We start from the raw sequence: 13104 nt of genomic DNA, 5'->3' as shown, positions 1-13104 counted from the left end.
AGTACAACGATGAACAAAAATCAATCCCTTCCCTGGGATCATCCGCGTTTTCGCAGCTGGATCGCGGTGGCGCGCGCCTGCCAGCTGATGCAGCAGTCGCTGACGCGCTCGCTTGCCGATCTCGATATCAAGCCGCCGCACCTCGACATTCTGGTCAATCTATACCGTTTCGAGGGCATCTCGCAGCAGGAGCTGGCCCGCAAGCTGCTCGTCGGCCGCTCCAATATGAGCATGCTCTTACCGCAGATGGAAAAACGGGATCTGATCGAGCGGCGCGGCGACGCGCGCGACAAGCGCGTGCTGCGCCTCTACCTCACTGCGGAAGGCCGCCGGCTGACCGAGGCGGCGATGGCGATCCAGACCGACCTCATCGAACGCACCCTCTCCGACGAGCCGATCGAGCAATGCATGGCGACCGCCACCTCAATGGAGCGCATCATCGTCACGCTGCTCAAGGATCTCAGCGACGACGACTGATGATCAATGCAGCGTCGGCGTCGGCGATGCACCGCTCAGCGAGCGGTATTCCCAGGCCGCGACGATGATCAGCACCAGCGTCGCCAGAATGCCCAGCAGATAGATCTCGATGAAGGGTGCTGCGAAGGCAAGCAGGATCAGCAACACGAGGCCGGCAAGATGCGACAGCGGCAGCTGCCCGCTGGTCGCGCCCTTGAACCAGAGATTGCCGATCAGGAACAGGCCGGAGCCGCCGAGCACCGCGGCGGCGATGCCGAAATCGCCCGTCTCGTGCGGATGCGAGAACATGAACTCGACGGCGACCGCATGCACGATGATGCCGGCAAGGATCGGGATATGCCCGTAGGTGAAGGCCTGCCGCGCCAAGGCGCCTGGCGTCGCCTCATGCTCGATGCGGTGGGCGGCGCGCCCGTGGCCGAAGCGGAAATAAAGCCACCACATGGCGACCGTGCCAACGAAGCCGGTGATGAAGACGATGCCGGTCAATCCCGTAACCGGCAGCTCCGAAAAGGTGCGGCCGGAAACCAGGATCGCTTCGCCGAGGCAGATGATGACGAAGAGCGCGCAGCGCTCGGCCATATGCGCGCCGGAAACATCCCAGTCACTCGGCGTCGAGCGGCCGAGCCCCGGCACGGCAAAACCCGCGGCCGGCCCGATATATTCGATCGCCAGCGCGATCACCCAGGCGATCAGCCGGGCCTCATGCTCGAGCAGCCCGCCGGCGATCCAGAAGACCGCAGCCACCACGAGCCAGGTGGTGATGCGAACGAAATTCAGCGTATTGGCGCGGTCGACGCGCGTCATCGCATAGGTCGTAAACAGCGAACGCCCGACCTGCATCGCCACATAAGCGCCGGCAAAGAGCAGCCCCTTGTCGCCGAAGGCTTCGGGGATGGAGGCCGACAGCAGCAGGCCGAGCATCATCAGCGCCACCAGCATGCCGCGCACCGGCATCTTGTCGGGATCGAGCCAGTTGGTCACCCAGGCGGTGAAGATCCACACCCACCAGACGGCAAAGGTCATCAGCGCCGCTTCGGCCGCACCGAGCGGCGTATAATGAGCGGCAAGCGCATGCGAAAGCTGCGAGATCGAAAAGACGAAGACCAGGTCGAAGAATAGCTCGAGGAAGGTCACCTTGCTGCCGCTGGCACTGCCCTTGGAGCGCAGCCAGTTCTTTCCGTTCGCTTTTGTCATGTATCCCCCGATACCCGTTGATTTCAGCGCGGCTTTTCCGCCGTATCGCGGTTCATGCCTTTTTCCCTGAGCTCGTCCTCATAGGCCGAAAACAGCTCTTCGCCCCGTTCGCCGAGTTCGCGCAGATAGGTCCAGGTGTAGATGCCGGTATCGTGCATGTCGTCGAAACCGATCCTGACGGCATAATTGCCGGTCGGCGTCATCGAGATGATTGCGACGTTGCGCTTGCCGGGCACCGTCACCCGCTGCCCCGGCCCGTGGCCCTGCACCTCGGCCGACGGCGACAGCACGCGCAAAAGCTCGGCCGATAGGTCGAAGCTCTGGCCGTCGTCGAAGGTTATCGCCAGCCGCTGCCGGTCTTTCGAAACGCGAAGTTCGCTCGGCCAGATATCGCTCATCATCTTGTCCTCTTCTCCTGCGAGGAGTAGGCGCTGATGTTTTTCAGCGCAAGCTGAAATTGGCATATGCACACCGGCTGTTTCCCTTGACGCGACAATAGCATATGCCCACATTGAAGAGACTACGGAGATACAGGTGAATACCAGGGTAGGAACGATAGGCAACGCATCGCCGCTCACGGCGGATGCACATCCGATGATCGACCCTTTCGGCCGGGCGGTCACCTATCTGCGCGTCTCCGTCACCGACCGCTGCGATTTCCGCTGCACCTATTGCATGGCCGAGAACATGACCTTCCTGCCGAAGAAGGACCTGTTGACGCTTGAGGAACTCGACCGGCTCTGTTCCGCCTTCGTCGCCAAGGGCGTGAGGAAGATCAGGCTGACCGGCGGCGAACCGCTGGTGCGCAAAAACATCATGTATCTGGTCCGCCGGCTCGGCGAAAAGATCGGTTCCGGCCTCGACGAGCTGACGCTGACCACCAACGGCTCGCAGCTCGCCCGCCATGCCGAGGAACTCTATGATTGCGGCGTGCGCCGCATCAATGTCTCGCTCGATACGCTCGACCCCGACAAATTCCGCAAGATCACCCGCTGGGGCGATTTCGCCAAGGTGATGGAAGGCATCGACGCCGCTCAGAAAGCCGGCATCAGGATCAAGCTCAACGCCGTGGCGCTGAAGGATTTCAACGATGCGGAGATGCCCGATCTCCTGCGCTTCGCCCATGGCCGCGGCATGGACCTCACCGTCATCGAAACCATGCCGATGGGCGAGATCGACGAGGACCGCACCGACCAGTACCTGCCGCTCTCCGAGCTCCGCGCCGATCTGGAGAGGCAGTTCACGCTCACCGATATCGACTACCAGACCGGCGGCCCGGCCCGTTACGTCAGGGTTACCGAGACCGGCGGCCGCCTCGGCTTCATCACACCGATGACCCATAATTTCTGCGAAAGCTGCAACCGTGTGCGCCTCACCTGCACCGGCACGCTCTATATGTGCCTCGGCCAGAACGACGCCGCCGATCTGCGCGCCGCACTGCGCGCCAGCGAAGACGACGCCCTCCTCCGCACCACCATCGACGAGGCCATCACCCGCAAACCGAAGGGCCACGACTTCATCATCGACCGCACGCATAACCGGCCGGCCGTGGCCCGGCATATGAGTGTTACGGGTGGGTGATGTTTGCGCTAGATTTTCTAGAGAGCGAATGCTGGCGTCAAGTTGGCGAGAACGCCTACGTCGTCCTTCATTCCTGTGCCTGTCACAGGAATGAAGGATGAGAGGGCATGCCGTGCAGCCCCCTCATCTGCCTGCCGGCATCTTCTCCCCGAGGGGAGAAGGGATCAGGCCGCACGACCGCCATTCCCACAACTAAGTTCTCGAGGACGCGAGGCGCTGCGGCGATTCCGCTTCTCCCCAGCGGGGAGAAGATGCCGGCAGGCAGATGAGGGGGCCACACGGCACGCCCTCTATTGCCTTCGCTAACGCTCAGCGCACTCGCTCCCTTGCTCTGCCGGGCATCTTTCCGCTGGAGAGAGCGAATTTGCCGCAACGCCATCCCCATCACCCCGGCTTACGCGCACAAATCGCAAACCGCTCCTGCACCATCCGCTCCAGCCCCCGCAGGAACGGCATCTTGCGCGCCTGCGCCCAATGAATATCGCCAAGCTTGCGGTCGACCACAATGTCCACGAAGCCGGCCTGACGGAGAAGATCGACGATCGCTTCGGCCGGCATCTCGCGGGAGAAATGCACGCGGGAGCGGATGCTTTGGTGCCGCGCCATCATCTCCGGTGAGATATGGCTTGCCGCCGGCTTGCCCGTCACCTTTGTCCAAAACTTCTGCAGGCTCTTCACCCAGGTTTCCCGGCCCATATTGCCGTCGACGATCAGCACCTTGCCGCCCGGCTTCAGCACCGAAAACCATTCCTTGAAGGCCGAAGCCGGGTCTACCAGCGTCCAGACGAGATGCCGGTTGGTGATGGCGTCGTAGCTGTCCTTCGGCTCCATGGTGTTTTCGGCGTCGCCGGAGATGAAGCGGATATCGGTGCCGCGTTTCTTCGCCTTGGCGCGCGCCTGCGCCAGCATTGCATCCGACCAATCGAGGCCGGTCACCTTGAAACCGACATCATGCATCAGATGCGAGATGACGGCCGTACCGCAGGCAAGATCGAGCAGCGGGCGCCCCTGGCCTTCGCCGAGATGCTTCCGGATCAGCCGCTGCCAGCCCTTTCGCTCTTCTTCCGAAAAGATTTCATGGCCGACGCTCTGGTCGAAGGTTGCTGCCCGTTCCGACCAGAAATCGCGGATTTCGTCGCGGATGGAGTAGTTTGTATTCATGGAATTCATCTTGAGGGACCCGGCATAACATCAGTTTGGAAATGCTCTAAAACATATAACTTGATTCACAAAGTCATATTTCTTATGCCTGCGGACATTATTCAGACGTCAGGGGAATTTCCAGATGAATTTCGCAAAAATGTTCGCAGTCTCCGCAGCTGCGATTGCCGGCTTGATGCCGCTTTCGGCTTGGGCGCAATCCTTCACCATCAAGGATGTCGCGGGCCGCGAAGTGGCCTTCGACAAGCCGGTCGAGCGTGTGATCCTTGGGGAAGGCCGCATGCTCTACGCCGTCGCGCCGATCGAGAAGGAAGATCCCTTCGCCAAGATCGTCGGCTGGCGCAACGACCTCTGGACCACCGACAAGGACGGCTTCAACGCCTATGTCGAGAAGTTTCCGAAGGGCAAGGACCTGCCCTTCCTCGGCAACTTGACCGACGGCACACTGCAGACCGAGACGGTCGTCAAGCTGCATCCGGATGTGCTGCTGCTGCCGATCGGCAACAAGACGGCCGCCGACGAGGTGAAACTCGAAGACATGCTCGCCGGCATCGGCGTGAAGATCGTCTATATCGATTTCCGCGAGCACATCCTCGCCAACACCGAACCGAGCCTGAAGATCCTCGGCCAGCTCTTCGGCCATGAGGACCGCGCCGAAGCCGTCGCCGCCTACTGGAAAGAGCAGATGGCGCGGGTGACCGACAGGCTGAAGGCCGCCAATCCGCCGAAGCCGAATGTCTTCATGTACCGCGCCGCCGGCCTGGTGGAATGCTGCGGCACGTTCGGCCCGGATAATTTCGGTCTGATGGTCGATCTGGCCGGCGGCCACAATCTCGGCTCCGATTTCCTGCCCGGTTATACCGGCTCCATCAATGCCGAACAGGTCGTCGCCTCCAATCCGGAGGTCATCGTCGTCACCGGCTCCAACTGGAGCCAGACCAAGGATGCCAAGGATTTCGTCAATGTCGGCCCGAACGCCGCTGCCACCCTCGGCGACAGCCGCAAGGCATTGATCACGCTGATGGAAAACCCCGCCTTCACCGGCTCCAAGGCGGTGGCCGGCGGCAATGTCCATGCGATCTGGCACCAGTTCTATACCAGCCCCTATCAGTTCGTCGCTGTCCAGCAGCTGGCAAAGTGGTTCCATCCGAACCTCTTCGCCGATCTCGACCCGGATGCCACCTTCAAGGAATTCCACGAAAAATTCCTGCCGGTCGCCTATCAGCCGGGTTACTGGGTCGACGCCAAGGCCGGCCAGTAAATCGCAATGGCCGAGATCGCCGCACATTCGATAGACGTGGAAGCCGGGAGGGAGCGCTACCGCGCCCTCGCCCGGCGCAAGCTGCTGATCCTTTTCGCCATGACGGCAGCACTATGTCTGTCCTTCGCCGTCGATCTCGCCTGGGGACCGGCCCGCTACAGCCTCGGTGAGGTCGTCTCCGCCCTCCTCGACCCGTCTTCGGTTTCCGATCAGGTGCGGGCCGTCGTCTGGGATATCCGCATGCCGGTCGCCGTCATGGCGATCGTCGTCGGCGCCTCACTCTCCGTCGCCGGCGCGCAGATGCAGACGATCCTCGCCAATCCGCTCGCCAGCCCCTTCACGCTCGGCATCTCGGCGGCCGCAAGCTTTGGCGCGGCTCTGGCGATCGTCACCAGCGTTCCGCTTCTGCCGGTGGCCGCCGGCCTGCTGGTGCCGGTCAATGCCTTCATCATGGCGCTGATCGCCACCCTCTTCATCCATTTCGTCTCGCAGGCCCGCGGCGTCTCGGTGCAGACGGTGGTGCTGCTCGGCATCGCTCTGGTCTTCACCTTCAACGCGGCCCTCGCCTTCCTGCAATATCTCGCCTCCGAGCAGGCGCTATCGGCCGTCGTCTTCTGGACGATGGGCAGTCTCACAAAAGCCACCTGGCCGAAGATCTGGGTGACGCTTGCCATTCTGCTGCTTGCCCTGCCGCTCTTTGCCCGCAACGCCTGGGCGCTGACCGCAATTCGCCTCGGCGAAGACAAGGCCGCGAGCTTCGGCGTCAATGTCCGCCGCATCCGCCTGGAAACCATGCTCGTCGTCTCGCTGCTGGCCGCAGTCCCCGTGAGCTTCGTCGGCACGATCGGTTTCGTCGGCCTCGTCGGGCCGCACATCGCCCGCATGATCCTCGGCGAGGATCAGCGCTTCTTCCTGCCGGGCTCTATCCTTTCGGGCGCGCTGCTGCTGTCGCTGACCTCGATCGTCTCGAAGTCGATCATCCCCGGCGTCGTCTTCCCGATCGGCATCATCACCGCGCTGGTTGGCGTGCCCTTCTTCTTCTCGCTCATCCTCTCGAACAGGAGCCGGTCATGGTAGCGCTTCAGTTACAGTCAGTCGGCGCCTATCACGGCCGCAAGCTCTTCGTCGAAGATGTGACCACGCCGGTGATGAAATCGGGTGAGATCGTCGCGGTCATCGGCCCCAACGCAGCCGGCAAGTCGACCCTCTTCAAGCGCATCACCGGCCTGCTCAAGGGTCCAGGCGATGTCGTCGTCGAAGGCTCGAAGGCGAAGAACGCCATCAGCTACATGCCGCAGGATACCTCCGCCAATGCGGTGCTGACCGTCTACGAATCCATCCTGCTCGCCCGCAAGCAGGGCCAGTCCTGGGCCGTCGGCGACAATGACCTGCGCTTCATCGACGAGATCATGGCGGCGCTCGATATCGCAGCGTTGGCTTTCCGCGATCTCGGCGCCCTTTCCGGCGGCCAGCGCCAGCTCGTCTCGATCGCCCAGGCGCTCGTCCGCGAACCCGAAATCATGCTGATGGACGAACCCACAAGCGCGCTCGACCTCCACCGCCAGGTCGAAGTCCTCGACTTCATGCGCCGCCGGGCCCGCGCCAAAGGCATGATCGTCCTGATCGCCATCCACGACCTCAACCAGGCGCTCCGCTTCGCCGACAAAGTCCTCCTCATCGCCAACGGCCGCATGCGCGCCTGCGGCGCCCCCAGGGACGTCGTCACCGCCGAAATGCTGCGGGAAATCTACCGGGTCGAGGCTCGGGTGGAAAAATGCTCGCTGGACCACGATCACGTGATCGTCGATGGGACGGCGCATTGACGCGAGAGAGCCTTTCCTAACGCGCCAATATTCAAGAGAGCCTCATCCTGAGGCGCGTAGCCCAAAGGGCGAAGCCTCGAAGGACGAGGCGGGCGCTCCACCCTGCCCGCATCAATCGATCAATCGCTGCGCCGTAAACTTGTCCGTAACCAACATATCGATCACCCCGACGCGCAGCGCACCTGCGATAGCGTCGGTCTTCTTGGACCCGCCGGCCAGTGCAATGACCCGGTCCACCCGTTCGAGATCCTCGAGCGGAAGCCCTATGACCCGATCATCCAGGGGCGTCTTCACCGGCTTGCCGTTTTTATCGAAGAAGCGCAGCGAGATATCGCCGACGGCGCCCGCTTCCGCGAGATCGGAGAGTTCCCGAGACGAAAAGATGTTGCCGGAGCGGGCGAGAAGTTCGGAGGGCTCGACGGCTCCGATGCCGACGATCGCCAGCGTGATGCTGCCGAACAGATCCATCGTCTCGCGGACGAACGGGTCGGCCTGCATCAGAAGCTTTGCCTCCCTCGACGTCGTCACGCCCTGTACGGGGAGCAGTTTCGGCTCGGCGCCGGTCAGCCGTGCAAGCCGCGTGGTCAGCTGCGTCGCGTGCGTCTGCACCGAAGGATCGCCCATGCCGCCAAGGGTCTGGACGACGTATTTCACCTGAGCGCTCTTCGAAGGATGAATGTTTTCGACCATCTTGAAAATGGTCTGGCTCCAGCTCGAAACGCCGATGATCTCTCCTGGCGCAAGCGTCACCTCCAGGAGATGCGCCGCCGCCTCGCCGATACGGGCCATGATGGCGCCGTCCCGGTCTTCCGTGCACTCGACGACGATCGCCTCCGGCAGATCGTATTTTTCGCGAAGCGCGCTCTCGAGTTCGCTGTAGGTACCGACGGGAGGGATGACGCTGGTTCGCACGATATCTTCAGCCTCGGCACGCTTGAGCATGCGCGACACCGTCGCCTGCGACAGGCGAAGGTGCTCTGCGATCTCCGCCTGCCGCCGCCCCTCGATGTGGTACATCTGGGCGACCCTTGAAATGAGGCGGAGTTCGTTGAGGCGAGTCATCGCTAATCCCAGAGTGAATTTTTATTCACCTTTAGCCTGTGTTTCGCGGGACGTCGAGCGGGCGAGCGCATCATTCCAAGTGTGGAGAAGTGCTGCGCGATCCACGGGTTGCGGCCCAATGGTTTGGGTGTTTCGCGGCAAATCCGCGACCACGTGGAGATCGCTCCACAAGCCGAGGGACAGCCCCGCCAGATAGGCGGCGCCCAGAGCCGACGCCTCGGGTGCCTCGCATTGGATCACGGGATGTTGGATGAGGTCGGCGACGCACTGCATCAGGAAGCGGTTCTGGCTCGGGCCCCCATCCACATAGAGCGCCCCAAGCGCGCCGCCGCTCTGTGCCCGCATGGCCGCGATCACGTCATGCACCTGGAAGGCGATGGAGTCGGTGACCGACCGCGCCATTTGCGCCCGTGTCGTGTTGAAGTTGATCTGGGAGAACAGGGCGCGGGCGTCGGAATGCCAGTAAGGCGCCCCCAGTCCGACGAAGGCCGGCACGAAACCGGGTCCTCCAGGCGCAGCACTCGCCGCAAGTTCGACAAGGGCCGCCACATCCGCAAGGCCGAGAATATCCGCCATCCAGGGCAGGCTGGCGGCGCAAACCAGAATATTGCCTTCGAACGCGAAAGTCGGCTTTCCCCCGATACGCCATGCGACGGTGGTTGTGACGCCGTTGCGCGGGGCGATGAATTGCGGCAGCGTCGTCATGATAGAAGAGCCGGTTCCGAAGGTCACCTTGCCGTCGCCCGGCTTGAAGGCTCCATGGCCGAACAGGGCTGCGTGGCTGTCGCCGATCGCGGCCATGATGGGCGTGCCGTCCGCCACTCCCGGCAATCCTTGCGTTCTGCCGAAATCGGCGGAACTGTCGAGAACTTCGGGCAGCAGCGCGATATCGACACCGAAGATCGCGCCGAGCTCTTCGCTCCATCTCTGCTCCTGGAGATCGAACAACTGGCTCCTGGCGGCATTGGACGCGTCGCAGACATGCCGGCGTCCGCCCGTCAGGCAGTGGACGAGCCAACTGTCGATCGTTCCCAGCCGCACCGGCCGCCCGGCAGGAATCCGGTCGAGCAGCCATCGGAATTTCGAACCCGGGAACATCGGATCCAGTGGCAGACCGGTCAGCGCCTGCACCCGGTCAAGGCGGCCTTCGGCAATCAGACGTTCGCAATCCTGCGCCGTTCGACGGCACTGCCAGCTGACCACCGGTCCGAGCGGCTCTCCCGTTTCGGCGTCCCAGGCGGTGACGGACTCGCGCTGGTTGGAAATGGCGACCGCCTCGATCACCACAGCCGGGCTGGCCTTCAGGCAGGCCTCGATCGCTTCGCAGACCGATGCGTAGAGCCGGCGCGGGTCTTGTTCGACCCAGCCCGGCTTCGGATAGGAGATGCCGACAGGAGCCGAACCTCTGCCGACGATTTCTCCCTTTTCGGAAACGAGAACTGCCTTTGAATTGGTCGTGCCCTGGTCGATTGCCAGAATTGCCCGCATTCCATCCTCCCGGATCAGGTGGCGGCCGCAGTGGCAAAATGCACCCCGGCCGCTTCACGCGATCCCCAGTTACTTGCGCTTGATCAGCGCCTGTGCAGCATCGGCGATTGCCGACGGCGCCATCCCGTATTCGTCGAGCAGGAATTCTGCCGAACCTGTGGGGGCATAGACGCCGGGAACGCCGAGACGCTTCATCGGCACCGGAGCATTGTCGACCACCACTTCGGCGACCGCGGAGCCGAGCCCGCCGAAGATAGAATGCTCTTCGGCCGTGACGATCGCTCCGGTTTCCCTTGCCGCGGCGATGATGGCTTCCTCGTCGATCGGACGAACCGTTGCGAGGTTGAGCACCCTGGCATCGATGCCGCGGGCTGCGAGGATTTCGGCCGCCTTCACGATACGATGGGTCAAAGTGCCGTTGGCGATAAGGGTGACGTCGGAACCCTGGCGAAGCAGATTTGCCTTGCCAAGTTCGAACGTATGACCCTCCGGAAGCAGATCGGGCACGCCGACGCGAGACAGACGCAGGAAACAGGGCCCGTTGTAAGTCGCGGCCCACGCAACGGCGGCAGCGGTTTCGATGCGGTCGCAGGGCGCAATGACCGGAAGATTGGGCAGGACCCGCAGCCAGGCGAAATCTTCGATCGAGTGATGCGTCGGGCCGAGCTCGCCATATGCCATTCCGGAAGAAATACCCACAAGTTTGACGTTGGCATTCGAGTAGGAAATATCGGCCTTGATCTGCTCCAGCGACCGCCCCGTGAGAAACGGGGCAGCGGCGCACACGTATGGAAGACGCCCGCCATTGGCAAGGCCCGCTCCAACGCCGACCATGTTTTGCTCGGCAATGCCGACGTTGACGAGGCGCTCTCCGAACTTCGACTTGAAGCCGCCGAGCTTGGAGGAGCCGACGGAGTCGTTGCAGACGGCAACGATCGTTTCGTTTTCAGCTGCCAGCCGCTCGAGCGTGGAAGCAAAGGCGTCGCGGCAATCGTGGAGCTTGGGTGGGTTTACTGGCGCGTTCATTAGAGTGCCTCCGACAATTCTGCCAATGCGATTTCGTATTGTTCCTTATTGGGCACCTTGTGGTGCCAGTCGACCCGGTCCTGCATGAACGAAATTCCATGGCCCTTGTTGGTATGGGCAACGATGCAATGCGGTCTCGATCCCCGGTGTTCGAGCGCCGGAACGATCTCGCTCATCGTGTTGCCGTTGATCTCGGTGACGTCCCAATCGAAGGCCTCGAGCTTCGGCCGAAGCGGAGCGAGATCGTTGGTTTCCGCCAGCGCCGCCCCCTGTTGGAACCTGTTGTGGTCGATGACCAAGGTTAAATTGTCGAGCTTGAACTGCGCGGCCGCCATGATCGCCTCCCAGTTGGAGCCCTCCTGCATCTCACCGTCGCCGGTGACGACATAGGTGTGATATCCGGCGCCTGACAGCTTGGCGGCTTTCGCCATTCCGACTGCGACCGGAAGACCGTGGCCGAGCGGCCCGGTATTCGTTTCGACGCCGGGAACCTTGTTGCAATTCGGATGCCCGTTCAACCTCGAATGCGGCTGCAAAAAGGTGGAAATCTCCTCCTCCGGCATGAAGCCGCGTTTTGCGAGGGTCACATAGAGAGCGCAGGCCGTATGTCCCTTTGAAAGAACGAACCTGTCGCGGTCGGGATGCTTCGGCTGATCCGGCCAGACCTTCAGCACACGAAAATAGAGCGCCGTCAAAATGTCGATGACCGACATCTCCCCGCCAATATGGCCGGCGCCCGCTTCGAAGACCGCCTGAAGATCGCGCAATCGGATCTCGCGGGCGATGCGCTCAAGTTCTGTCGTATCCATGATTCCTCGCGTGCATAAATATTCACTATCCAATATTTTTGCACAAGAAACCGATTAGTCAAGCCTTTTAAATGATGCCATCAGCGCAAGCGCTCCCAGAAATCTTGTTGACAGCCGGAAAGCAAGTTGTTAATGAATTTTCCAGCAGGAGTGAATAATTATTCTAGCCTGAACAAATATCGGAATACAAGCCTAGGCAGAGGGAGGAGCAATGGTGGCGCTCGATATCAATGAACACGGGCTTTCGTCCGGCGCCTGGCTCGGCAAGCTCAAGGGAGCGACCGGTCCGCTCGTGGGACTGCTGGCGCTGTGCGTCTTTCTGAGCCTCAGCACAGATACGTTTCTTTCGGTTCGAAACGGCCTCAACATCCTCGACCAGATCACCGTTCTCGGCATCATGGCGGTTGGAATGACCTTCGTCATCCTGATCGGCGGCATCGATCTCTCCGTCGGCTCGGCCCTCGCTCTGGCGATGATGGTCATGGGCTGGACCGCCAATGTCGCCGGCCTGCCGCTGCCGGTCGCGATCGCTTTTGCTCTGGTCGCATCGGGGGTTTCTGGGCTGATCGTCGGACTTCTGGTGACGCAGTTCAGGGTTCCTGCCTTTATTGCCACGCTTGCAATGATGTCCGCGGCACGCGGCGTCGCCAATATGATCACCGACGGCCAGCAGATCGTTGGATTCCCTGACTGGTTCATGATGCTGGCAATCGATCGCCATTTCGGCGTGTTGACCGCCACCGTGTTTCTCATGCTTGCTGTTGTTCTTGCGGCGTGGCTTTTCCTGCACTTCCGGTCCGAAGGTCGCATGCTCTACGCGGTCGGAGGAAATCCGGAAGTCGCGCGCCTTGCGGGTATCAACGTCCCGCTCGTGACGATTGGCGTCTACGTCGTAAGTTCAGTGCTTGCGGGGCTTGCAGGCATCGTACTCGCCGCCCGGCTGGATTCCGTCCAACCGTCCAGCGGTCTGGGCTATGAGCTGGACACCATCGCGGCTGTCGTCATCGGCGGGACTTCACTCTCCGGCGGCGCGGGCGGTATCGGAGGAACACTGATCGGTGTTCTCATCATCGGCGTGCTTCGCAACGGGCTCAATCTTCTCAACGTCTCGCCGTTCCTGCAGCAGGTGATCATCGGCATCGTCATCGTGCTCGCGGTCGGCGCGGAGACCATTCGTCGGCGTCGCGCCTGACGAGCAGGGTCCGCCGCGTTGGCGGCCCCA

At 62.0% G+C, this 13104-nt stretch carries 13 protein-coding genes; 6 read left to right on the top strand and 7 right to left on the bottom strand.

The annotated features are described in order from the left end of the window. Positions 1–9: 9 nt before the first annotated feature. Positions 10–477: a MarR family winged helix-turn-helix transcriptional regulator gene (locus BBJ66_RS20150; protein WP_071089206.1), complete on the top strand. Its 468-nt coding sequence runs from the start codon at positions 10–12 to the stop codon at positions 475–477. A 3-nt stretch (positions 478–480) separates the two neighbouring features. On the opposite strand, the gene BBJ66_RS20145 is transcribed toward BBJ66_RS20150, so the two are convergent. Continuing rightward, a complete protein-coding gene (locus tag BBJ66_RS20145; protein ID WP_071089203.1) occupies positions 481–1671 on the bottom strand; it encodes a low temperature requirement protein A in 1191 nt (396 codons plus the stop codon). A 23-nt stretch (positions 1672–1694) separates the two neighbouring features. Beyond that, positions 1695–2069 (bottom strand): gamma-butyrobetaine hydroxylase-like domain-containing protein, encoded by a 375-nt coding sequence (locus tag BBJ66_RS20140; protein ID WP_071089636.1) that lies wholly within the window; start codon positions 2067–2069, stop codon positions 1695–1697. Between the two features lie 136 nt (positions 2070–2205). Here BBJ66_RS20140 and moaA point away from each other — a divergent pair, with 136 nt between their 5' ends. Further along, complete coding sequence (gene moaA, locus BBJ66_RS20135; protein WP_071089201.1) at positions 2206–3252, top strand: GTP 3',8-cyclase MoaA; 1047 nt, start codon at positions 2206–2208, stop codon at positions 3250–3252. 384 nt (positions 3253–3636) lie between these two features. Here the strand turns inward: moaA and BBJ66_RS20125 are convergent, their stop codons facing one another. Continuing rightward, positions 3637–4422 carry a class I SAM-dependent methyltransferase gene (locus BBJ66_RS20125; protein WP_071089197.1) on the bottom strand — a complete coding sequence of 262 codons (786 nt, stop codon included), beginning with the start codon at positions 4420–4422 and terminating at the stop codon, positions 3637–3639. 115 nt (positions 4423–4537) lie between these two features. Here BBJ66_RS20125 and BBJ66_RS20120 point away from each other — a divergent pair, with 115 nt between their 5' ends. Genes BBJ66_RS20120 through BBJ66_RS20110 form a run of 3 tightly spaced genes read left to right on the top strand, consistent with a single transcriptional unit; the run spans position 4538 to position 7497 of the window. Then, positions 4538–5674 carry an ABC transporter substrate-binding protein gene (locus BBJ66_RS20120; protein ID WP_071089195.1) on the top strand — a complete coding sequence of 379 codons (1137 nt, stop codon included), beginning with the start codon at positions 4538–4540 and terminating at the stop codon, positions 5672–5674. A gap of 6 nt (positions 5675–5680) precedes the next feature. Next, on the top strand, positions 5681–6751 hold the full coding sequence (locus BBJ66_RS20115) for a FecCD family ABC transporter permease (RefSeq protein WP_071089193.1): 1071 nt from the start codon (positions 5681–5683) through the stop codon (positions 6749–6751). After that, positions 6745–7497 (top strand): ABC transporter ATP-binding protein, encoded by a 753-nt coding sequence (locus tag BBJ66_RS20110; RefSeq protein ID WP_071089191.1) that lies wholly within the window; start codon positions 6745–6747, stop codon positions 7495–7497. Before BBJ66_RS20115 ends, BBJ66_RS20110 begins: the two co-directional genes overlap by 7 nt. Positions 7498–7608: 111 nt before the next feature. On the opposite strand, the gene BBJ66_RS20105 is transcribed toward BBJ66_RS20110, so the two are convergent. The 4 genes from BBJ66_RS20105 to BBJ66_RS20090 all read right to left on the bottom strand — a co-directional run bounded on the left by BBJ66_RS20105 (position 7609) and on the right by BBJ66_RS20090 (position 11882). Then, the gene (locus BBJ66_RS20105; RefSeq protein ID WP_049731965.1) at positions 7609–8559 is read right to left on the bottom strand and encodes a sugar-binding transcriptional regulator; all 951 of its coding nucleotides are present in this window, start codon (positions 8557–8559) and stop codon (positions 7609–7611) included. Positions 8560–8580: 21 nt separating this feature from the next. Beyond that, on the bottom strand, positions 8581–10047 hold the full coding sequence (locus BBJ66_RS20100) for an FGGY family carbohydrate kinase (protein ID WP_071089189.1): 1467 nt from the start codon (positions 10045–10047) through the stop codon (positions 8581–8583). Positions 10048–10116: 69 nt separating this feature from the next. Then, positions 10117–11073 carry a transketolase family protein gene (locus BBJ66_RS20095; protein WP_071089187.1) on the bottom strand — a complete coding sequence of 319 codons (957 nt, stop codon included), beginning with the start codon at positions 11071–11073 and terminating at the stop codon, positions 10117–10119. Then, positions 11073–11882, bottom strand: coding sequence for a transketolase (locus BBJ66_RS20090; protein ID WP_071089185.1), 810 nt, complete (start codon positions 11880–11882; stop codon positions 11073–11075). The genes BBJ66_RS20095 and BBJ66_RS20090 overlap by 1 nt, the downstream gene beginning before the upstream one ends. A 211-nt stretch (positions 11883–12093) precedes the next feature. Here BBJ66_RS20090 and BBJ66_RS20085 point away from each other — a divergent pair, with 211 nt between their 5' ends. After that, on the top strand, positions 12094–13074 hold the full coding sequence (locus BBJ66_RS20085; protein ID WP_071089184.1) for an ABC transporter permease: 981 nt from the start codon (positions 12094–12096) through the stop codon (positions 13072–13074). The last annotated feature ends 30 nt before the right edge of the window (positions 13075–13104 follow it).

Source organism: Rhizobium sp. RSm-3, assembly GCF_001854685.1.
Lineage (GTDB): Bacteria > Pseudomonadota > Alphaproteobacteria > Rhizobiales > Rhizobiaceae > Rhizobium > Rhizobium ecuadorense.
The sequence above is the reverse complement of the archived record's forward strand: the minus strand, read 5'-3'. Positions and strand labels throughout refer to the sequence as shown.